This window comes from Burkholderia sp. GW821-FHT14F03 (assembly GCF_058803765.1).
The window spans coordinates 140,761-163,064 of the sequence record NZ_JBXAPG010000011.1; the positions used below are offsets into that span (position 1 = coordinate 140,761).

General features: G+C 64.0%; 19 protein-coding genes. 17 read left to right on the forward strand and 2 right to left on the reverse strand.

Translation table 11 applies throughout. The features are described from left to right. The first annotated feature begins 78 nt into the window (after window positions 1-78). The 6 genes from AC1RQF_RS09970 (at window position 79) to AC1RQF_RS09995 (ending at window position 8,046) form a co-directional block, all read left to right on the forward strand. Complete coding sequence (locus AC1RQF_RS09970; RefSeq protein WP_492871923.1) at window positions 79-1,425, forward strand: alpha/beta fold hydrolase; 1,347 nt, start codon at window positions 79-81, stop codon at window positions 1,423-1,425. A 605-nt stretch (window positions 1,426-2,030) separates the two neighbouring features. Continuing rightward, the gene (locus AC1RQF_RS09975) at window positions 2,031-2,942 is read left to right on the forward strand and encodes a homocysteine S-methyltransferase family protein (RefSeq protein WP_273995292.1); all 912 of its coding nucleotides are present in this window, start codon (window positions 2,031-2,033) and stop codon (window positions 2,940-2,942) included. Between the two features lie 113 nt (window positions 2,943-3,055). Next, window positions 3,056-4,624 (forward strand): ABC transporter substrate-binding protein, encoded by a 1,569-nt coding sequence (locus AC1RQF_RS09980; RefSeq protein WP_273995293.1) that lies wholly within the window; start codon window positions 3,056-3,058, stop codon window positions 4,622-4,624. Next, window positions 4,609-5,646 carry an ABC transporter permease gene (locus tag AC1RQF_RS09985; RefSeq protein WP_273995294.1) on the forward strand — a complete coding sequence of 346 codons (1,038 nt, stop codon included), beginning with the start codon at window positions 4,609-4,611 and terminating at the stop codon, window positions 5,644-5,646. The genes AC1RQF_RS09980 and AC1RQF_RS09985 overlap by 16 nt, the downstream gene beginning before the upstream one ends. After that, window positions 5,643-6,494, forward strand: coding sequence for an ABC transporter permease (locus AC1RQF_RS09990; protein ID WP_492871924.1), 852 nt, complete (start codon window positions 5,643-5,645; stop codon window positions 6,492-6,494). Before AC1RQF_RS09985 ends, AC1RQF_RS09990 begins: the two co-directional genes overlap by 4 nt. Next, a complete protein-coding gene (locus AC1RQF_RS09995; protein WP_492871925.1) occupies window positions 6,484-8,046 on the forward strand; it encodes an ABC transporter ATP-binding protein in 1,563 nt (520 codons plus the stop codon). Before AC1RQF_RS09990 ends, AC1RQF_RS09995 begins: the two co-directional genes overlap by 11 nt. 107 nt (window positions 8,047-8,153) lie before the next feature. Here the strand turns inward: AC1RQF_RS09995 and AC1RQF_RS10000 are convergent, their stop codons facing one another. Next, window positions 8,154-8,516, reverse strand: a complete 363-nt coding sequence (locus tag AC1RQF_RS10000; protein WP_273995299.1) for a hypothetical protein — start codon at window positions 8,514-8,516, stop codon at window positions 8,154-8,156. 762 nt (window positions 8,517-9,278) lie between these two features. Here AC1RQF_RS10000 and AC1RQF_RS10005 point away from each other — a divergent pair. Continuing rightward, a complete protein-coding gene (locus AC1RQF_RS10005; RefSeq protein WP_273995300.1) occupies window positions 9,279-11,183 on the forward strand; it encodes a tetratricopeptide repeat protein in 1,905 nt (634 codons plus the stop codon). Between the two features lie 605 nt (window positions 11,184-11,788). Here the strand turns inward: AC1RQF_RS10005 and AC1RQF_RS10010 are convergent. Further along, window positions 11,789-12,697: a LysR family transcriptional regulator gene (locus AC1RQF_RS10010; protein WP_273995301.1), complete on the reverse strand. Its 909-nt coding sequence runs from the start codon at window positions 12,695-12,697 to the stop codon at window positions 11,789-11,791. Between the two features lie 143 nt (window positions 12,698-12,840). Between AC1RQF_RS10010 and AC1RQF_RS10015 the strand changes: the two genes are divergently transcribed. From AC1RQF_RS10015 to AC1RQF_RS10060, 10 genes are all read left to right on the forward strand, one after another. After that, a complete protein-coding gene (locus tag AC1RQF_RS10015) occupies window positions 12,841-14,175 on the forward strand; it encodes an MFS transporter (RefSeq protein ID WP_273995302.1) in 1,335 nt (444 codons plus the stop codon). Between the two features lie 323 nt (window positions 14,176-14,498). Continuing rightward, window positions 14,499-14,804, forward strand: coding sequence for an H-NS histone family protein (locus AC1RQF_RS10020; RefSeq protein WP_273995303.1), 306 nt, complete (start codon window positions 14,499-14,501; stop codon window positions 14,802-14,804). Between the two features lie 298 nt (window positions 14,805-15,102). After that, window positions 15,103-15,885: a hypothetical protein gene (locus tag AC1RQF_RS10025; protein WP_273995305.1), complete on the forward strand. Its 783-nt coding sequence runs from the start codon at window positions 15,103-15,105 to the stop codon at window positions 15,883-15,885. Window positions 15,886-16,255: 370 nt separating this feature from the next. After that, window positions 16,256-17,128: a TauD/TfdA dioxygenase family protein gene (locus tag AC1RQF_RS10030; RefSeq protein WP_273995306.1), complete on the forward strand. Its 873-nt coding sequence runs from the start codon at window positions 16,256-16,258 to the stop codon at window positions 17,126-17,128. A 72-nt stretch (window positions 17,129-17,200) separates the two neighbouring features. Beyond that, window positions 17,201-18,304 carry a heme oxygenase-like domain-containing protein gene (locus tag AC1RQF_RS10035; protein WP_492871926.1) on the forward strand — a complete coding sequence of 368 codons (1,104 nt, stop codon included), beginning with the start codon at window positions 17,201-17,203 and terminating at the stop codon, window positions 18,302-18,304. Then, window positions 18,301-19,488: an amidohydrolase family protein gene (locus tag AC1RQF_RS10040; protein ID WP_273995308.1), complete on the forward strand. Its 1,188-nt coding sequence runs from the start codon at window positions 18,301-18,303 to the stop codon at window positions 19,486-19,488. Before AC1RQF_RS10035 ends, AC1RQF_RS10040 begins: the two co-directional genes overlap by 4 nt. Before the next feature lie 14 nt (window positions 19,489-19,502). After that, window positions 19,503-19,865 (forward strand): (2Fe-2S) ferredoxin domain-containing protein, encoded by a 363-nt coding sequence (locus AC1RQF_RS10045; RefSeq protein WP_273995309.1) that lies wholly within the window; start codon window positions 19,503-19,505, stop codon window positions 19,863-19,865. A 500-nt stretch (window positions 19,866-20,365) separates the two neighbouring features. After that, window positions 20,366-21,088, forward strand: coding sequence for a CoA transferase subunit A (locus tag AC1RQF_RS10050; protein ID WP_492871928.1), 723 nt, complete (start codon window positions 20,366-20,368; stop codon window positions 21,086-21,088). Continuing rightward, window positions 21,072-21,713 (forward strand): CoA transferase subunit B, encoded by a 642-nt coding sequence (locus tag AC1RQF_RS10055; protein ID WP_273995312.1) that lies wholly within the window; start codon window positions 21,072-21,074, stop codon window positions 21,711-21,713. Before AC1RQF_RS10050 ends, AC1RQF_RS10055 begins: the two co-directional genes overlap by 17 nt. Before the next feature lie 70 nt (window positions 21,714-21,783). After that, complete coding sequence (locus AC1RQF_RS10060; RefSeq protein ID WP_273995313.1) at window positions 21,784-22,239, forward strand: DMT family transporter; 456 nt, start codon at window positions 21,784-21,786, stop codon at window positions 22,237-22,239. Window positions 22,240-22,304 lie beyond the last annotated feature (65 nt).

Consider the following 22,304-nt stretch of genomic DNA (forward strand, 5'->3'; position numbering starts at 1 on the left):
AATGGTGTGCGGTGATCAATGGAAATGGGGTTAAGTGAGAATTAAGCCATCAATATTGATCAATTTTGCTATTTTTATATGAAATTTGAATCGATTTTATGTGATTTAAATTTTCGTATGTTTGATGGTGTGCGGGCTTTATCAAGTGGATGGCGTTGGACTAAATTGAAAAACATGATGAAAATTCCAAAGATTTTCCATATCGTCGTCGCAGCAATATTTTTGAACCCTGCGGCGCCCCGTGCCGGCGAATTCGCACCCAGCGGTAGCATTCCGGCATTCTATAGATGGAGCGACGACATTCCTTCGGTGCCCGGCCGACTTCTGCGGACCGAGCCGCTGACGGCTGAACAACGCCTTTCCAAGGCGGGCGCGAGCGTCCGCCTGCTATATGCGTCGACCGACGGCGTTGACGGTCACACACCAGTCGTGGTGTCTGGCGCGCTGTATCTCCCAAAGGGCCATCCGCCCCCCGGCGGATGGCCGCTGATCGCCTGGGCTCACGGCACCGTAGGGACTGCAGACATTTGCGCGCCATCGTACTCGGGCCGCAGTCGTCGGGATCGCGACTATCTGGATCATTGGCTGGATAGGGGGTACGCGATCGTCGCAACCGACTACCCGGGACTAGGAACCGAAGGACTGCATCCATATGCGGGAACCCGTTCGCTTGCGTACAGTGTGCTGGACAGCGTTCGGGCGGTAGCTGAGCACGGCTTTCACATTTCGAAGAAGACGGTCGTCGTTGGACAATCCCAAGGCGCGCGAGCAGCTTTCGCGAGCGCGCTGTACGCAGCGTCGTACTCGCCGAACCTCGATATCGCCGGAGTGGTCGCGACCGGCACGCCCGACTATCTCTGGGACTCGAACGAAGGGGCCTCCGATGACACTCTGGCGACCTCGCGCAAGAGCGTCAATACCGCCTTTGCCTTCGATCTCTATCAGTTGCAATCCGCCAGACTCCTAAATGTCGCGTATCGTCCGGAAAACTACCTCAATGAACAAGGGCTTAAGATTTTTAAGTTTGCCGAGGATCATTGTGTGCTTGACCTCCAAAGCGAAATTGTTCGAACTAAGGCAACCTTTGACGGGAGCTTCAAGACTGACCCCAAGGACGTGTTTTCCGCAATATCCGATCTGGGCGCCTACCCTGAAATCAAGACCAACATTCCGATTTTCTTTGGAACCGGCGGCAAGGACCGCGCTGTTTCCGTTCCAGGCCAGATCGCACTAGCCAAACGGGCTTGCGCAGCTGGAAATCGCGTCGAATTTCATTTCTACCCCGATCTCGATCACTCCGGTACGGTGCTGGGATCGACGCCAGATTCGACGATTTTTGTCAGAAAGGCTTTTTCCGGAGCGGCGATACCGGGGAATTGCGCTATGGAGAAGCTGACCGAGCCGTCGCAACGAGTCAATGAGTAGCCGACTTGCGGGACTGTCAAATTGTCGGCGGGCTGGAGTATTGAGTCGGCCCTGAACAATCCGCCAAGGCTTGGCGTTGTTGAGCCGATCCGGTAGCCGTGAGGCACGGCACCGAGTACGTACAACAACCGAAGCTGCGCCGCCATTAACAATCGGGTTTCGGTGCAGTGAGCGGTGGGCGCGCCAATTGGGACAGTCGGATAAGTGGTTGGTCCGGGGCCTGAGCCAGTGATGATGCTGGCAAAGGAATCGAGGACATCACGAAGAGAACCCGACGGACGCACGCCGCAGCGTTCAAAGCGAAGGCAGCGCTGGCAGCGCTGGCAGCGGTCAACGGCGAGCGGGCGCGCCAGCCAACAATACGCGGGCGAACACGTCGATCACGAATGCCACGTACAGCCACCTGCAGCGCGTGACTCGGGCACCTGTGTTCGATGATCGCCCCTTGTCGACCTCCGCCAGCTTGCCGCGAACGCGCGAATGGCGTCGTGAAGCGCGCCCCTTGAACGATTGCACGTGATTCTGTTTGGAATAACGATATCGTCATTTACTGGTTGGGGACGGAACGAGGGGGCCGTATGATCGCCGCTCGGAGGTAACGAGAGATGATCCGCATTCTTGACGGCGGCATGGGCCGCGAATTATTGCGCATGGGCGCGCCGTTCAAACAACCCGAATGGTCGGCGCTGGCGCTGATTGAAGCGCCCCACTATGTGCGCGCCGCCCATGAGGCATTCGTGCGCGCGGGTGCCGATGTCGTGACGACCAACTCCTACGCCGTCGTGCCGTTTCATATTGGCGAGGAGCGCTTCGCACAGCATGGGCAGGAACTTGCCGACCGCGCGGGCCGGCTCGCGCGCGATGCGGTCGCCAACAGCGCGAGCCCCGTGCAGGTCGCGGGCTCCTTGCCACCGCTGTTCGGCTCCTATCGCCCCGATCTGTTCGACGCCAGGCGCGCCGCGCCGTTGCTCGATACGCTCATCAACGGGCTCGCGCCGCACGTCGATCTGTGGCTCGGTGAAACGCTCGGCTCGACAGCCGAAGCACGCGCGATCCGCACCGCATTGGGCGACGACACGCGACCGCTCTGGCTCTCCTTCACGCTCGACGACGCGGACGACGTGCCTGCGATTGCCGCGGGCCATGCACCCGCGCGGCTGCGCTCGGGAGAAAGCGTGAGCGCAGCGGTCGATACCGCGCGGGCGTTGAACGCCCAGGCGCTGCTCTTCAATTGCAGCCAGGCCGAAATCATGAAATCCGCCGTACTCGAAGCGCGCAAACATGCCGGCCCGACGCTCGCGCTCGGTGTCTACGCCAATGCGTTCGAACCCGAGCGTCAGCGCCGCGCCGCGAACACCGGATTGAGCGCACTGCGCGGCGATCTCGAACCCGATGGCTACCTCGCCTTCGCACGCGAATGGGCCGCTGCGGGCGCGTCGCTGATCGGCGGTTGCTGCGGCATCGGCCCCGAGCATATCGAACGTCTCGCCGAAGCACTGCGCGAAAGCGAGCAGTGACCCGGCGACAAACTCGCGGTCAGCGCGCGGTATCGCCCAACAATGAGCACGCCTTGAGGCCGCGATAAGCGCGATCCTCGGACCCGGCTCTTGCACTTCTCTTCTACCCGTCTATGTCGAACGATACGGATACGTCCACGCCGGCCCACGCGTCACGCCGCCGTTTCCTGCAACTGACCGGCGGCAGTCTCGCCGCCGGCGCGGCCGCCGTGCTATTGCCCTTGAGCGCGCGCGCGGCCGACACACCCAAACGCGGCGGGCACCTGATTCTCGGCGTCGACACGGCGTCGAGTTCCGACCGCATCGACCCGGCGTTCTACTTCGAAGAGTACATGTACAACGTCGGGCGCCAGATCTTCAATACGCTGACCGATCTCAACGACGACGGCACGCTGCGCCCTGGCCTCGCGACTCATTGGGAAAGCCGGCAAGGCGCGACGGTCTGGGTGTTCAAGCTGCGCCAAGGCGTGCAATTCCACAACGGCAAGACGCTCGAACCCGCCGACGTCATCTACTCGCTGAATCACCATCGCGCGAAGGACTCGCAATCCGCCGCGAAGAGCTATCTCGATCCGGTGCGCGATATCGCCGTCACCGGGCGGAACGAACTCACGTTTCGCCTTGCCTCGCCGAACGTCGATTTTCCGTGGCTGCTTGGCGACGTCCACTTCGGCATTACGCCGGCGGGTGCGGATTTTGACAAGGGCATCGGCACGGGCGCCTTCGTGCTGGAACGTTTCCAGCCCGGTGTGCGTACGCTCACGCGCCGCAATCCGAACTACTGGGACAGCTCGCGCGGCTTTGTCGACTCGGTCGAGACTGTGGCCTACAACGACAGTACCGCGCGAGTGGCCGCGCTGCTGAGCGGCTCGGTGCATTTGATCAATCGAGTCGAGCCGCGCGTCGCGAAGCGCCTCGAAAATACGCCGAACATCGTCATCCATCGTGCGCGCGACACGCAGAATATTCTGTTTCCGATGCTCGCCGACACGGCGCCATACACCGGCAACGACCTGCGCACGGCGCTCAAGTATGCGATCGATCGAGAGCAATTGCGCAACTCATTGCTGAGCGGTCATGGCTCGGTCTCGAACGACAATCCGTTGTTTCCGTCGAACCGTTTCTATACGACCGACATACCGAAGCACACCTACGACCCCGACAAGGCGAGGTTTTACTGGAAAAAAGCGGGCCTGAGCCAGCCGATCGTACTCACGGCGGCGGACGGCGCGACCTTCAACGGTGCGGTGTCGGCGGCCGAGCTTTATCAGGCGTCGGCGACACGCGCAGGCATTCCATTTCGCGTCAATCGCGTGCCTGCCGACGGCTACTGGACCCAGGTCTGGATGAAGCAGCCGTTCTGCGCGTCGTCGTGGGCGAACCGTTCGACCGCCGACGCTTATCTTTCGATGGTCTGCGTCTCGGATGCGCCGTGGAACGAGTCGAAGTGGAAGAACCCCAAGTTCGACCAGTTGGTCGCCCAAGCACGCGCGCAAGCCGACGAGACGCGCCGCCGCCAGCTTTATCACGACATTCAAGTGCTGTACGCCGAACAGGGCGCATCGGTGATTCCCTTGTACGCCGATTCGCTCCGGGCGTCGCGCACGAGTCTGCGCGGCTATGTGGACATTCCGGGCGAAGTCGGCTCGCGTGCCGCCGAGCGGGTATGGTTCGCGAGCTGAACACACGCGCGGCGCGCGATGTCCGCTCCTGGCAGAGCACCTCGTCACGTGCCTGGCAGCGTACGCGGCGGCTGACAACCTTCGTGCTGCGCCGGCTCGTGCACGCCGCGCTCACGCTGTTCGCCGCGGCCACGCTCGTCTTCGCAGCGACGAGCCTCCTCCCTGGCAACATCGCCGCGACGATTCTCGGCCAGAGCGGGACGCCTTCGGCCGTGCAGTCGCTCGAACACGAGCTGGCGCTCGACCGGCCGCTCGCGGAACGATACGGCGACTGGCTCGGTGCGCTGCTGCAAGGCGATGCCGGCAAGAGCTTCACCACGCGCACGCCCGTGATGCGAAGCGTGTTGCCTCGTCTCGCCAACACCTTGCTGCTCGCGGGCGCGGCCGCCGCGCTCGCGTTGCCGCTTGCCCTCGCGGCGGGCATCGCGGCGGCGCTCAACCGCGACAGCCTGCTGGATCGGGGCTTGCTCGCGCTGATGCGCGTTTCGGTGGCGCTGCCCGAATTCTTCACCGGCTATCTGTTGATCCTGCTGTTCGCGGTCGCGCACGCGTGGCTACCGAGCAGCGCAGCGAACTTCGGCGCTGACGGCTCGGCGCGCGAAAATCTCGCCGCGCTCGCGCTCCCGTGCGCGACGCTTGCGCTCGCCGTGATCGGTCATATGGGGAGCATGATCCGTGCAGCGCTGATCGACGTGTTGGCGCAGCCCTACATCGAAATGGCACGGCTCAAGGGACTCGGTGCCGGGCGCATCGTCTGGCGCCACGCGCTGCCCTGCGCGGTCGCGCCGATCGCCAACATCGTTGCGCTCAATCTCGCGTGGCTGACGGTGGGCGCGGTCGTGGTCGAGACGATCTTCGTCTGGCCTGGCCTCGGCCAATACATGGTCGACAGTGTCTCGAAGCGAGACATTCCCGCCGTGCAGGCGTGCGGCGTCGTTTTCGCGGCGATCTACGCCGGGCTGAATCTCGCCGCCGATCTCGTCGCCATGCTTTTTGATCCCCGCCTGAGACCGCATCGATGACTACGCCTATCGACGCCTCCTCCGAGAGCCGTGGCGCCGCTGCACGGCTGCAAGGGCCTCGATCGCCCCGGTGTCCCTGGCTCACGCTCGGCTTCTTGCTCGCCTGCGCCGTGGTCTGCGTCGCAACCCCGTTGCTTGCGCCTCACGCCGCCGGCGATGTGCTCGGCGGCAACTGGGAGCCGCCTTCGCGTCTTGCCTGGCTCGGCACTGACAATCTGGGCCGCGACATGTTCTCGCGCCTGCTCTGGAGCACTCGCACAACGCTCACGCTCGCGCTGTTCGCCGTGCTGTTCGCGTCGCTCACGGGCGGCGTGGCAGGGCTGGTTGCGGGCTTGCGCGGCGGCTGGCTGGATACGATGCTGGCGCGCTTGACCGATGTGCTGATGTCGATCCCAACGCTGGTATTCGCGCTGGTCGCGCTGTCGGTTGTCACGCCGGGCGCACTGTCCTTGTGCATCGTCGTGGGCCTGCTCGAAGGTTTGCGGCTTTTTCGCGTCACGCGCGCACTCGCGGCCAGCGTGAGCCAGCTCGATTATGTCGATGTCGCGCGGCTGCGCGGCGACCGGCTGGCAACGCTCATCGTGCGCGAAGTGCTGCCGAACATCGCCACACCGCTCGTCGCAGAACTCGGTTTGCGGCTTGTGTTCGCCGTGCTGCTGATTGCCACGCTTTCGTTTCTCGGCCTCGGCCTGCCGCCGCCCGCGACGGACTGGGGCAGTCTCGCGAAAGACAACAAGGACGGCGTGCTGTTCGGCGTGTCGGCCGCGCTGTTTCCCGGCCTGTTGATCGCTGCGTTCAGCCTGAGCGTGAACCGGTTGCTCGAATGGGGGACGCGCCGTGGCCGATGAGATCGTCCTGCGCGCAGAGCGCCTGTCCGTGCAAGGCAACGCGTACGGTGCCCCCGTGCTCGACGACGTCTCGTTCACGTTGCGACGCGGCGAAACGCTCGGCGTGATCGGCGAGTCCGGTGCGGGCAAGACCACGCTCGGCCTCGCATTGCTCGGCCATCTGCGCGACGGTCTCGTGCGTGGCGCGGGCTGCGTCCTGCTCGGCGAAACCGATGTGCTCGCGCTGCGCCCGCGCGAACTCGCCGCGCTACGCGGCGCGCGCGTGGCCTATGTGGCGCAGTCGGTGGCGGCTTTCAATCCGACGGGGCGCCTGATCGATCAGGTCGTGGAGATCGCGGTCGCGCGCGGGCTGCTCTCGAAGCGCGCTGCGCGCGAGCGCGCCGTGGCGTTGTTCGCACAACTCGACCTGCCCAACCCCGAGCGCTTCGGGGAGCGTTACCCGCACGAAGCCTCAGGTGGACAACTGCAACGGGCGATGACCGCGATGGCCTTGTGCGCATCGCCGGACATCGTGGTCTTCGACGAGCCGACCGCCGCGCTCGACGCCGAGGCTCGCACGCGGGTGCTCGATCTGATCCGTGAGACGCTGGCAGCGACCGGCACGGCGGCTGTGTTCATCAGCCACGATCTGCCGTCGATAGGGCGAGTCTGCGACGCGTTGCTCGTGCTGCGCAATGGTCGAGTGATCGAGTCGGGCCGGGCCGAGCAGGTGCTGGTGGCGCCGCGTGATCCGTATACGCGCGCGCTCCTTGACGCACAGCATGCCGGCCGCGGCGACGCCAATCACGTCGCAGACGACTCCGGGCCCGAGAAAAACGGCACGCAAGTGCCGCTACTCGAAGCCCGGCGCATCGGCGCGCGCTATCCGAACGGCCATGTGGCTTTGCGCGACGTATCGATCGCGCTGCATGCGGGCCGCACGTTGGCGGTCGTCGGGCCGTCCGGTTCCGGCAAGTCGACGCTTGCACGTATCGTCACCGGCTTGCTCGCACCGTCCACCGGTTCGCTGTACTTGAACGGCGCGCCGCTCGCACCAGCGCTGCGCCAACGAGGCCGCGAGACGTTGCGCACAATCCAGCTGGTGCATCAGATTCCTGATCTCGCGCTCAATCCGGCACAGCGGATCAGCGAGACGATAGGGCGCGTGCTCGCACTCGCCGGCGTGCCGTCCGGCACGGCGCGCGACGCCGAGGCCGCCGCGCTGCTCGAACAGGTCGGGCTGGACGCGAGCCACGGGCAGCGTTATCCGCGCGAGCTGTCGGGCGGTCAGCTGCAGCGCGTCTGCATCGCGCGCGCATTGGCCGCACGCCCCGCGCTGCTGGTCTGCGACGAGCCGACCTCGGCGCTCGATCCGCTCGTGGCTGCGACATTGCTCGAACTCCTTGCGCGGCTGCAACGCGAGCGGCGCTTCGCCATGCTGCTGATCACGCACGACCGCGCGACGCTCCACGCGCTCGCGCACGACGTGCTGCATCTGCGTGAAGGCACGCCCGTGGGCACACAGGCTCGCCATGTCGCGCCCGACGCGCTCGCCCTCGGCCCGGCGACTTGAACGCACCTGATCCGCCGCGATCATGCGCCACATCTTCTCCTTGACACCGTCCCAATAGAAGCTCGCTCCCGCTGCCGGGTGGCAGGAGCGAGCATGGGGATCAAGATTCAGGCGTCGTAGAGCTGGAAGAAGATATCAAGCGTGCCGTTGTTGTGTCCGCCAGAATCCAGCGTGAAACGGTACTGGTTGAACCTGATTTCATTGAATGCCGAACGATCCTTTGTAACGCTTACGGGGCCGCCACCGAGAAAGTTGATGTACTGCTGATTGCCATTCCCACTCCAGAACCACAGTGATATAGGCGTATTGTTGACATTGAACAGGGATACGCTGCCTTTCTCCAGCGTCTGACGCAAAAAATTGTCCGGAGAGAATTGCTGCACGGGATTGGTGTCGGAGTTATAAAGATCGAAGTTGCATATCGCTGTTCTCCCGGGCTTGAAATCCCTCTTCCTATTCCAGATCGCCATTCTGATTTTGTTCCGTTCATCAGCATCGCGATGTCATAGTACAAGCCGGTACTGGATGTGTGATTGCTAACATAGAACTTATAAAAGGTGCCTCCGCCAGCATCACTGTTCGTATCGAAAGCCGCCATGGCATTCCCTTGTTTCGATGAGATTGAACGTACGGAACCGGGGTTTACCGTGCAGATTGACGATTGAATTCCATGTTTTCTCGACCACCATCACTTCATCATGGCGTTGGCTTCGCCGCGCCGGGGGGCACTCCCTCGCAGGCGCCCTTTGACGATAGCAGTCAAGAAACCGCTGATCAATGATCCTGTCGTCTGCATAACGGACGAGACAGGCGGCCCTTTAAAATTGACGAAGAAATCTGGCGGCACTCGAGGCGAGTTTTTCACACGCATGATGGATTGAATTCGACAGAATTTATATTTGACTTTCATCAAAGACAAAGTGCGTGCTCCCCATCAACACCCGAACATCACCAACCCTGAAACGGATTCCCCAGCCACGGCGGGAAGACGATGCAACGCATTTAAATTGCGCCAATTCATGTGCAAATCAATGGCATTATGTCAAGCCAAATGCAGTTATTTTGACTCAATTAAAAATTATAATCAATAATTTTATTCGATACACAATTCAAATTGTCGAGCTGCATTCCTTGTCTAATATGGTTTTCACACTTCATTTGACTTTTTAAAAAATCATGGCGCCAGCATCTGTGGATCAAAATTGCTGAGCACATTGACGGGAGAGCATGCAATGGGAGCAACCGACAATCGCACGCGTTCCGGCAGCGACGGCCCTCATCGAAACCGCCTGAGGCAGGCGTGCCTGTCCTGGGCGATCGGTGTGATGGCCGGGCTGAGCGCGCCTTGCGCGATGTCCGCATCCGGTGGCGGCGTGCATGGCGCGGCGGTTCACGACATGCAGGGCATGAGCGAACACATGATGAGTGCGCTGCCCGGCAGCACGGCGTCGATCGCGCTGTCGGACATCGCGGCCAACGATCCCGAGCCGCCGACGGATTTCCAGCTCGGCTCGCTGACGAAACCGATCAAGACGGCCAATCCGGAGACGCAAGCCTTTTTCGATCAAGGCTTGCGCTTCTACTACGCGTTCAATTTTCGCGAGGCGTACCGCGCGTACAGGGCCGCGCTCAAGCGAGATCCCGACTGCGTGATGTGCCGATGGGGGATCGCGATGTCGCTGGGCGTGAACATCAATCAGCTCGATCAGCCGGAACAAGATCGCCGGATCGCGCGACAGATGCTGGAGGACGCACTGCGTATCCGTGATGCAGACCCGAAGGAGCGTTCGCTTGTCGAGGCGCTGATGCCACGCTACGAGGCACATCAGCAGATTCCCGACGAGCGCAAGCGCCAGAGCCGGCGCAACAAGGGCTATGCCGAGGCGATGACCTCGCTGGCCCACAGCTACCCGGACGATCCCGATATCCAGACTCTGTATGCGGATGCCGTGATGAACCTCAGCGCCTGGAGTTACTGGGACCCTCAGGGGAACCCGGCCTACGAGGACATTCCGCCGGCCGTCGATGCAGTCGAAGGCGGGCTGAAGACGCACGCCGATCACATGGGGCTCGTGCATTGGTACATTCACATTCGCGAGGGGTCGACGGAGCCGAACGTCGTGACGCCTTTTGCGGACACGCTGCCCGGCCTCGCACCCGGTGCGGGCCATCTGGTTCATATGCCGTCGCACATTTACTACCGCACCGGCGACCACCTGAAATCGTTCGAAGCGAATCAGAACGCAACGGTGAGTGACGAAGCGTATTTCGCGAAGGTCGACGCCGGGCCCGGGGGCGGCATCAAGCATCCGGACGGCGACCGTTATCGCTGGGGCTACTACCGGCACAACATCCATTTCGCGCTGGCTTCGGCGATCATGACAGGCAACGTCGAGGACATGAAGTGGGCCGCCGCTCGGCTCCGGAATTCGGAAGGCCAGGGCGTGAAGTTCCGAACGGACCGCTATCGCGGCGTCTATTACCAGGCGCTGACGTATTTCATGTCGCCGGACGAGATCATCCAGCAGCCACCGCCTGACGGAACGGAAAAGGAATGGCGCTTTGCACGCATTTCCCGGAGCTACGCACGCGTGCTTGCCTACGTTCGCAAACACGATGTGCGCGGCGCACGAAGTGCGTATGCGCAGCTTGCGAAAGACGTGATCGCCTTCCGGAATGAGCGGAGCGATGAAGTGATGAATCACCAGGTAACGCAGATCATGCAATCGGTCGCGCACGCGCGGATCGACCAGATGAACGGCGACACGCGTAGCGGCATACGTGTTCTCGAACACGCCGTCCAGCAGCAGGACGCGATGCACTATGACGAGCCGCCTTACTGGATGGTGCCGGTCAGGCAAACCCTCGCCGCGCTTCTGATCGACCTCGGCCGATACGACCATGCGATCGACACGCTCCACGCGTCGCTCGGCAACGACGACCCGAATCGCGAACTGTACATGAACTTCAAAGGGAACGGCTGGGCGTATTTCGGCTTGACGCAGGCTTACGAAGGAAAAGGCATCGGGAATTTGACGCCCGATCAACGAAAGGACTACGACAGCGCACGGAAACGGCTCGCCGAATACTGCCCGCCCGCTACGCAGGTTTGCGCGGTGTCGCTTGATCGGATGTAAATGAGCCAGCTCGTCGGACGTCCGCCGAAGTCAATCTATGGTCCGCCCCATTTTTGCAACACGGATCATGGTGCGTGACACCCTGCGATACGCGTCGAGCTCGACGACGTCGACCTACTTGCACAGCGATGAAGCTCGCCGGGCCCGGCAGCCTTATCAGGCGTTCGGCAACGGGAAGCCAAGCCGCCTCAAGGCGATTGCGACATCGTCGGCTGAAGCGTCAGATTTTGCGCCTGACGGATGCGGATCGCGAAAACGACGTCCCTCGAAGCGGATGATTCATACCAGCTTTTCGAACAAAACCGCCGGATTTTGCACGAAAAGGACGAGTACCCCGTGAACGCGCGCAGGTCGAAGCGTTCTGTGCGCGTGGGCAACCGCGGCGACCACCCGAACGGCAACGCCGCTGAGGCAGACGTTGAATTCTCTCCGCAGTGCGGAGAGAAGCGGGTCGACGTCGATGGGCGGCTTCCACGGATTTCCCCGTATCGTCTAACCGCTCACCGTTTTAAGGATGCGCTTCGGCGTCCCTGGGCGACGGCGCTCGCCGTTCGGGCCGGCACGACGACCGCGGCGCGGCCGGTGTGCACCGAGGCGCGACGCGCCTACTGGAACACCGTCATGCCGGTTTCGATGCGTTGCAGCATCTCGCGCGTCGCATCGGACAGGCCGCGCTGCGCCTTGACGAGGATCGAAGTGGACTGGCGGCCGAGCGACGGATGATCGAGCGCCTTGCCGACGAGCAGGCCGCGTTCGACCTCGCTGCGGATCGTAAACGTCGACACGAAGGCGACGCCGAGCCCTTCGAGCGCGAAGCGGCGCAGCACGTCGAGCGTATTGGCGACCACGGTCGGCTTGAACTTGATGCCCTCGGCATGAGCGACGCTTTCCATGAGGCCGCCGAGGCCGTACAGCGTCGGCATCGTGGCGAACGGATACGACACCGCGCGGGTGAACGTGATCGGGCCGTCGTGCTTGGCGAGCGGGTGGTCGGGATGCACCGCCGCGGTCACGCTGTCGCGCACGCTGCGGTAGACCGAGACGCCGTCGACGGCCGGCGCGTTGTAGGCAATCCCGATATGGGCGTTGTCGGTCAGCACGTCCTCGATGATTTCGCGGGTCGCACGCTGGCTCAATGAAACGCGGATATTCGGATATTCGCGGCAGAAACTCCACAGTACTTCATTGACGAACGGCGTCATCATGCTTTCACTTGCGGAAATGGAAACAGTCCCCGTTTTTAGTGATTTCAACGAATTAATATGACTCTCGAAAACTTCATATTGCGCATCGCAGCCGCGTTGGAATTCGAGCAGATATTTGGCTTCTTCGGTCGGCTTCACGCCGGAGCGTTCGCGATCGAACAGGTGCAACTTGGTTTCGGTTTCGAGTTTACGGATCTGTCGGCTGACCTCCGAGACGGACATGGCGAGCCGATCGGCCGCCTTGCGTACGGAGCGTTCCGCCATCACTGCTTCGAAACATTGAATTTGCCGCGATTTATATAGCTCCATGATTCAATCCAGGCTGACCACATCCCGCATGGTGCAGGTTTCCGCACACCGTGTCTCGTACATTGTCGTCTAAATACGCCAAACCTTCTGTATAGTCTGCTCGCATTCGGCTGCACATACTTACAACGGCTACCGAGGATCGAATGTCCGTTCAAACGAAAGGCGTTCCTGATTCATATGCGAGCGCATATCGGAAGATCGATTTAAGAGTGCTGGCATTCCTGGCGCTGTGCTATTGCGTCGCCTATATCGACCGCGTCAACGTCGGTTTCGCGAAGCTGCAGATGCAGCACGAGCTGGGGCTCAGCGACGCCGCCTACGGGCTCGGCGCGGGCATTTTCTTTCTCGGTTACGTGCTCGTCGAGGTGCCGAGCAACATGCTGCTCGTGCGCGTGGGCGCGCGCCTGACGCTGAGCCGCATCATGGTGCTGTGGGGGCTGACGTCGGCGGCGACCTGCCTCGTGTCCGATGCGAACACGTTCTACGCGCTGCGCTTCCTGCTGGGCCTGTTCGAAGCGGGCTTCGCGCCCGGCCTGATCTATTTCCTGACCCGCTGGTATCCGCGCCAGCGCATGGGGCGCGCGATGGCGATGCTGATGTGGGCGCTGCCCGTGGCGTCGATCGTGGGCGGCGTGGTGTCGGGGGCGATCATCGAGCATTTCAGCGGGCTCGCCGGCCTGTCCGGCTGGCGCTGGATGTTTCTGCTCGAAGGCATGCCCGCGCTCGTGCTCGGCGTCATCACGTGGGCGTCCTTGAGCGATGCGCCCGAGCTTGCGGGCTGGCTGACGCATGACGAGAAGCAGGCGGTCGCGACCGCGCTCGCGCAGCGGCATCCCGAGCCCGCGCCGCGCGCCGCGCTGCGCCGGGTGATGCGCGATGCGCGCGTGTGGCGGCTCGCGCTGACCTATTTCGGCCTGATCAGCGGCATCTACGCGGTGGGCTTCTGGTTGCCCACCATCCTGAAGTCGGCCGGCGTGCGCGGCTATACCGAAATCGGCCTGTACTCGGCCGTGCCGTATCTGTTCACCATTGTCGTGACCTACCTGGTCGGGCGGCGTTCGGACCGGCAGGGTGAACGGCAGGCGCACGCGGCGCTGTCGACCGCGGTGGGCGCGGCGGGGCTCGTGGTGGGCGCGCATTTCGCGGATCAGTTCGGTCTCGCGCTGGCCGCGATCTCGGTCGCGACGGCCGGCATGTACACGGGCTATACCGTGTTCTGGGCGATTCCCGCCGATTATTTCGCCGAGCAGGACGCGGCGGTCGGCATTGCGTTCATCAACACGCTGGGACTGTTCGGCGGCTTCGTGAGCCCGACGCTGATCGGTTGGGTGACGAGTGCCTCGGGCAGCAGCGAGGCGGGTTTTCTCACGATCGCGGTGCTGCTCGTTGCCAGCGCGATCGTCCTGGCCACCCGTCCCGCCGGTGACGTCCGGGTGGCGGCGGGCGCATCCGTCGCGCAGGTCCGGCGGATGCGGTAGCGGCGACGCCGCCCTGGGGCGTGAGTAGGGGAAATATCGTGTTTTCCCTGAGTTTTCATTTCGCACTGCGAAGCATGCATCCGGATGGTGCATGCGAGCGTGGCAGACGCCGGCCGGGCGTCCGTCGATTCGCGGGCGAATATCGAATTACCGCTTGCCAAGTAACGCACCGTTGGCCCGGGGGCGGGCGGGTTTGCGATCGCCGGGTTCGGCGATCGTTGTTTTGTTCTGGCGCGCACGGGCGCGGGGTTCTGGGCGCTGCGTGCCGCCTGTCGAGAGCGGGCGGGCCGTGACGAAGGTCGACGCTTGCCGGGAGAAACCGAATGACAACCTACGCGATACTGAAGGCGCAGCTCAAGGCGCTCAACGATGAAGCCAAGGCTGCGCGGCAACGTGAACTCGAACAGGTGCTGTGCGACATCCGCGCGGCCGTGGAACGCTACGCGATCGCGCCGGAACAGATCTACGGCAACCACGTGAGAATGCGGATCCGCGACGGCCGGCGCGGCCCCTTGCAGCCCAAGTACCGCGATCCCGAGACCGGGCAGACCTGGTGCGGCCGCGGGCGTCTGCCGCGCTGGCTGGTGGGACGCTGCAGGGAGGACTTCCTGGTCGAGCAGGCGATCTGATCATCCGATCGACGCGCGAGGCGGCGCGCCGCGCGCGGCGGTTGGCGGTCGGCGGTCGGCGCGGTTCGGGCGCGGCGTCGCGCTCCGAACAGGACGAGAGCAGGACGAGAGCAGGACGAGATACACGGTTGATGCGGCAGGACGCCGGCGGGATCCGGGCAACACCGGAGCGGGCGCCCAGCCCGCCTTGACGCCTGTCCGGGCGTTCGGGCGGCTTCATTTCCAGGCAGGTTTCCCCACACGATCCATACGCGCCCCTCGCCGGGCAGCTCTGCCCGTGGGCAGCGAAGGGGGCGGCATGAGGCTGGTATCGCCTGAGCATTTCGACGCGGCGCAAAAGGTGCTGGTCGAAACGTTCAAGGAGTCGGTGCGCACGATCTCATCCCAGACCGACGTCGTCCTGGGCGTCAAGGACATCCATTCGCGCCACCTGAGCGCCACGGACGCCTTTGCCCGGCTCGTCGGCCTGTCGTGCGGCCTGGACGTGGCGGGCCGCACGGATCGCGACATGCCGTGCGAGGGCACCGCGCAGTTCGCGGACTGCTATGTGCGGGAAGACCAGGAACTGCTGCGGCAGCCGGATCTCCACCAGAAGAAATCGATTCTCAACGTGCACGAATACAGTCACGGGATCGACGCGCTGGTCTTCGAGAAATACGCGCTGAAGCAGGTGGCGACCGAGTCCGCGCTCGGCGTCGTCTATGCGGCCCACAAGATCGAACTGTCCCGCTTCCTCGCGCTGGTGCCCAACTACGTGCTCGAATTCGGCATCGGTTGCAGCATCGAGCACGTCAACGGGCCGCTCGCCGTGGGCGGCGCCCGGCTGACGGACTACGAGCACGAGGTCTGCTTCCTGCTCGCGATGAACTGGGACTTCAAGCAGATCGCCCACTTCATGAACAAGCACCGGCCGATCGCGAGCACGCGCAGCCCGGATGCGATCTACAAATGCCGCAATCGCATCTGCGAAAAGCTCGCCTGCCATCCCGCGCATCTGCGCGAAATGCTCGTCGGCATGGGCATTCACCAGAAAATGCCGAATCTGTTCTTTCGCCGCCTGATCGGCTCGCGATCGCTGTGATGCGCGGATCGCCGGACCGGTAGCGAATACCGCATCCGGCGCCGCGCCGGGTGCCGCGCGCCGAATCGATCACCCTATTTTCCCGATGCATGAAATCGATGGGATTTTTATTCCACGATTTCCGATCGCATTGGATTTTCAATGGGCCGATTTCGATGAATGCGAATCATGTCGTACGGTTGTTGGGTTAATCATCTTTTCAATATCGACGGCGCTTCAAAATTAACGGCAAGTCCAATCTTTTGGACTATCGCGGAGCACTGCGCGTGGTTATGCTCGATCCCAATCCAACCCCACACGCTCGCGCAAGAACGGCCCGGACGCCGCTCGCGCAGCGGGATGTCATATTCTGTCGAGAGGGAGGCGCCCTATGTCTGCCGGCAGTGCATTGACTGTTGTTCCAATCACGCCTTTCGGGGCGGAAATCAAGAACGTGGATCTGCGGGATCCGACTCAGGCTGAAATAGAAAAGATAATATCGGCGTGGGATCGGCATGGCGTTCTGGTGTTTCGCAATCAGACGCTGAGCGACGATCAGCTATTGGCTTTTTCCTCGCATTTCGGCACGCTCGACGTTCCGCCGAATCAGGGCGAGGGCGTGAAATCCCCGCCCGGCTATCCGAACATCTTCGTCGTGTCCAACGTGCGCGACGCGCAGGGCAATCCGATCGGCGCGCTGGGCGACGGCGAATCCGCGTGGCATACCGATTCGAGCTATCGGCCGGACCCGCCGGACGCGTCGATCCTGTACGCGCTGGAACTGCCGGCCTGGGGCGGCGACACGCTGTTCGCGAACATGAAGGCCGCGCTGGCGGCCTTGCCGCCCGAGCTGTATGAACGGGTCAAGGGGCTCGACGTCAAGCATGACGGCACCTACGACTCGTCGAACGCGCTGCGCAAGGGCATGGCGCATTGCGACGACCCGCGCGCGGCGGTCGGTCTCCTGCATCCGCTCGTCATCGAACATCCGGTCACGCGGGAACGGGCGATCTACATGGGGCGGCGCCGCAACGCCTACCTGTCGCCGCTCGAGCTGGACGAATCCGAGCGCCTGATCAACGCGATCTGGGCGCACGTCGAGACCGCGGTCTATCGCCACCGCTGGACCGTCGGCGACCTGCTCATCTGGGACAACCGGATGACCATGCACATGCGGGAAGCGTTCGATCCCGCCTCCCGCCGCGTCATGCATCGCACTCAAATCAGAGGTACTCGGCCGCCGCGCCGGCCCGAGGGCTTGTAAGCGCGTGTTCCCTGTTCAACGCAGTGGGCGGCCGCCGCCGGCGGTCGCCGTTTCCTCTATCGGAGCGTGAATATGTCCGTTGCAACGTCTTCGTCCAATCCGTTCATCGAACCTCCGCTGAACACCTGGGTCGCCACCGAGAACGACCTGGAGCGTTACATCCTGTCCATCACCGATCGCGTGCCGCCGCGCCTGTTGCAGCTCGCGGCGGACCCGTCGCCCGAGAACACCCGGCGGCATCTGCTCGAATACATCCGCGACCACCGGGTCCAGCGCAGCATCAAGGAATTCGACAGCCGCTTCGGCGCGCGCGCCCACGGCCCGGACGCGCTGGCCACGGTGCTGCGCACCGTGCGCCACTATCACAACGGCCTGCGCGGCGGCCTGCTGTATCTGTCCGGGCGGATCACCGAGGACACCCGGCTCGAACGCGGCCGGCGCGACCGGATCGCGGCCGCGGGCCCGCTGTTCGCCGCCTTCGACGAGTTCACGGACAACCCGCACTATCTCGTCTCGACGGTCACGCCGATGCTGCATGCGGTCTGGTCGGAATCGCAGCAGCAGATCTCGGTCGACGATGCGCTCGCGGTCCTGACGCACAAGGGCATGCTGCGCCGCGACCCGCCGCATCTGGAACGGTTCTACGGCGTCATCGACGAGCTGGTGGCGGCGGGTTCCATGCGCGTGACGGCCGACCAGATGGATCGGGAGGATCCGATCGACGTACTGCCCGAGCAGGCGCTCAACGCCTGGCATACGCGCCGCATCATCACCAAGCGTCCGGATGTGTCGTGCGCCGGCGCATGCGCGTTCATGTACGGCAACGAATCCGTCGCGGGCCAGCTGTACGGGAAGCTCTACAAGGGCTTCAAGCGGTTCCAGCGCGACTACGGGCTCAGCGATCACGCCTGCGACTACTTCGGCGACCATGCCTCGGAGGACGGCGAGGACGGCGCGCCGGCATTCGAGGCGAGCCACGCGAGCCTGATGCTCGACGCGGTGATCCTGTACGCCATGCTCGAACAGACCAACCGCGACGCGGTGTACCGCGGCCTGCACCTGTTCCTCGAGACCTATGCGGATCTCGTGGAGAACCTGAGCCGCACGCTCGCCGAGGATCCGCGCGACGCCGCGCACGGACAACGGACCGCATCGCTGCAGGAGGCACGCGCATGAGTACGCATCGCGTCATCGACGCCGACGGACATGTGCTGGAGCCCGTGGACCTGTGGGAGCGCTATATCGACAGCGCCTACCGCGGACGCGCGCCGAAGATCATCGAGGACGAGACCGGGCTGCAACGCGTGGTGGTGGACGGGCGCCTGTTTCCGCGCCATCACTACGGCCTGAACGGCGCGGGTTCGGCGGGCGCGCCGGTCGTGCCGCCCGCGATCAAGACGAAGCGCTACGAGTTCAACAAGGCGGGCGGCTTCGATTCGCGCGAGCGCCTGAAGGACATGGATCTCGAAGGCATCGACGTCGCGGTGCTGTTCCCGACGCTCGGCATGTTCCTGACCGGGATCCAGGACCGGCCGCTCTCGGAGCGGATCAGCATCGCGTACAACAACTGGCTGCATGACTATTGCTCGGTCGATACGGACCGGCTGAAGGGCTATGCGCACCTGCCGCTGCTCGACGTGCAGGCCTCGATCCGCGAATTGCGGCGCGCGGTCACGGAGCTGGGCATGGTCGGCGTGTACATGCGGCCCAATCCGTATGGGCATCGCAATCTCGACGATGCCGAGTACGACCCGCTGTGGGAGGCGATCGTCGACCTCGACGTCTGCGTGGGTTTTCACGAGGGCGCGAACGGCCCGCTGCCGATCATCGGCGCCGATCGCTACGAGGCGAACGCGAAGGGCCGCTACAACCACTACATCAGTCACGTGCTGTCGCATCCGTTCGAGCAGCAGTTCGCCTGCCTGACGCTGATCGCGGGCGGCGTGTTCGAGCGCTTCCCGGATCTGCGGGTGGCGTTCATGGAGAGCGGCGTGGGCTGGCTGCCCTACTGGGTCGACCGGATGGACAAGGACTTCGAGCACCTGGGCTGGTATGTGCCGGATCTCCAGCTCAAGCCGAGCGAGTATTTCCAGCGCAACTGCTGGGTCAGCTGCGACCCGGACGAAGTGATGCTGAACTACGTCGCGGCGACGATGGGTGACGACAACCTGCTGTTCGCGTCCGACTATCCGCACTTCGACGCGATGTTCCCGGGCGCCGTGGCGGCGATCGCGAATCGTACGGAGCTGTCCGCCTCGAGCAAGGAGAAGATCCTGGGCCTGAACGCGGAGCGCCTGCTCAAGCTGTCGTCGCGGCAGCCGGCCGAGCGCGACGCGTTGCTGTCCGGCGCGCGCGCATAAGCGGGGGCCGGACGATGACGCAGCGTCAACGTTATCTGATGGTCTGCACGAACCTGCGGCCGGCGGGGGCGCAGAAGGGCTCGTGCGCGGCGCGCGGTTCGGTCGAGCTGCACGCCGAGCTGAAGGAGCTGGTGCGGGTGCGCGGCCTGGCGGCGACGGAAGTCCGGGCGTGCACGTCGAGCTGTCTCGACGCGTGCTGGGCGGGGCCCGCGCTCCTGGTCGAGCCGGATCACTACTTCTACGGGCGGGTGTCCAGCGCGGACCTGCCCGAGATCGTGGATGCGCTCGAAGCAGGCGGGCGGGTGGAGCGGCTCGTGCTGGAGGAAAGCGATTTCCTCGGGCCGACGGCGCCGGACCGGACGCTTCACTCGGTCTAGGCGCGAGGCGAGCGCACGGGAAGGCGTTGCCCGACCCCGGCGCGATCGATCGGCCGGCGCGTTGCGCCGGGTGGTCGGTCGTGCCGGGGTGTTTTGACGGGGCACGACGTAGCGCCTGGCAGGGCGCAGGGATCATGCCGGTCCCGATCGGCATCGCGCGTGTTGCGATAGGGACGCGGCGTGTTGGTGCGCATGGGCGCATCGCCTCCGTCGGCGTGGATGGGCTGCGCTTGTCGATGCGTGCATCGGTTTGAATCCGGCGCGTTTCCACGACACGAGCGATGCCGACTGACGCGATGGCCGATTCAAAGCAGGCGGGCATGTCGGGCGGACCTTCATCGCAATCGGTGCTGATGTGGTTTTGCGGATGGTGTTTCATGCGGCGCGCCGTCACGCTCGTTTCGGCGAATCCGCGCGCCGTTGCACGAGGACGCGCACGGGTATCGCGCATGCCGCACGTCGTCCGACTCGACAGGCTTTCTTGGAAGAAGGGATGTGAGATGAACAAACTCTATCCGAGCGCGGCCGCCGCGCTCGATGGCATCGTCGGGGACGGACAGACCTTCGCGGTCGGCGGCTTCGGCCTGTGCGGCATTCCCGAGGCGTTGATCGCCGCGCTGCGCGACACCGGCGTGAAGGGGCTCACCTGCATCAGCAACACCGCTGGCGTCGACGGCTTCGGACTCGGGCTGCTGCTCGAAACGCGGCAGATCAGGAAGATGTTTTCCTCCTACGTCGGCGACAACAAGGAATTCGAACGTCAATATCTGGCGGGCGAGGTCGAGATCGAATTCACGCCGCAAGGCACGCTCGCGGAGAAGCTGCGCGCGGGCGGTGCGGGGATCCCGGCCTTCTTCACGGGGACGGGCTACGGCACGGTGATCGCGGAGGGCAAGGAAACCCGCCAGTTCGGCGATCGCCACTACGTGCTGGAGCCGTCGCTCACGGCCGACGTCGCGCTCGTGAAGGCCTGGAAGGCGGACAAGGCGGGCAACCTGATCTACCGCCGCACGGCGCGCAACTTCAACCCGGTATGCGCGATGGCGGGCAGGATCACGGTCGCGGAGGTCGAGGAGATCGTCGAGACCGGCACCTTCGATCCGGACGAGGTCCATACGCCCGGCATCTTCGTGCAGCGGGTGGTGCTCAACGCCACGCCGGAAAAGCGCATCGAACAACGCACCGTCCGCACGAAAGGAGCGCGACATGGCCTGGAATCGTGACCAGATGGCCGCGCGCGCGGCGCGGGAGCTGCAGGACGGCTTTTATGTGAACCTCGGCATCGGCCTGCCGACGCTCGTGGCCAACCACGTGCCGCCGCGGGCGGAGGTGTGGCTGCAGTCGGAGAACGGGCTGCTCGGCATCGGGCCGTTCCCGGCCGACGACGAGGTCGACGCCGACCTGATCAATGCCGGCAAGCAGACGATCACGACGCTGCCGGGTTCGTCGACGTTCTCGTCGGCGGATTCGTTCGCGATGATCCGCGGCGGCCACGTCGATCTCGCGATCCTCGGCGCGATGCAGGTCAGCAGGACGGGCGATCTCGCGAACTGGCTGATCCCGGGCAAGATGATCAAGGGCATGGGCGGTGCGATGGACCTGGTGGCGGGCGTGAAGCGCGTGATCGTGCTGATGGAGCACGTCGCGAAGGGCGACCAGCACAAGATTCTCGACGCATGCACGCTGCCGCTGACGGGCGTGGGCGTCGTGGACCTGATCATCACCGACCTCGGCGTGATCGAGGTGACGCCGGCGGGGCTGAAGGTGGTCGAGTTGGCCGACGGCGTGAGCGTCGACGAAATCAAGACCAAGACGGGCGCGCCGCTCGACCTGAGCGCGATCCGCTGATCATCGCATCGCGGCGGGGGCGTCTCGCGCGCCGGCCCGCCGGATGCCCAACCGACCGATCCTGATCGTCATGCGTGAGCTTTTGTCTTTCGTGGGGCTGCCGTTCGTGGCGATGCTTGCGGGTTCGAGCCTCGTCGTCCAGGCGATTCTCAACGTCAATCTGCGTTCGGGGCTCGCGTCCTGGTCCTGGGCCGCGCTCGTCAGCTATCTCGGCGGCACGGTGATGATGATCATCGTGCTGCTGATCCAGGGCGCGTCGCGGCCCGGCGCCCACGCGCTCGCATCGGTGCCGTGGTTCGCGTGGCTCGGCGGCTTGTTCGGCGGCGCGTATATCGTGCTGTCCATCATCCTGCTGCCGCGCCTCGGCGCGGCGGCGACCGTGGCGTTCATCGTGACGGGGCAGATGCTCACGTCGATGCTCTGCGACCAGTACGGCTTGATGGGGCTCGCCCGGCTGCCCGCCACGCCGCTGCGTCTTGCCGGGGCGCTGTGCCTGATCGTCGGCGTCGTGCTGATGCGGATCTAGCGGCGCGGCGTGTGGCGTGCATCGCGGGCGGCGCGGCACGAGCCCACGCAGCCCGGCCGGTCCGG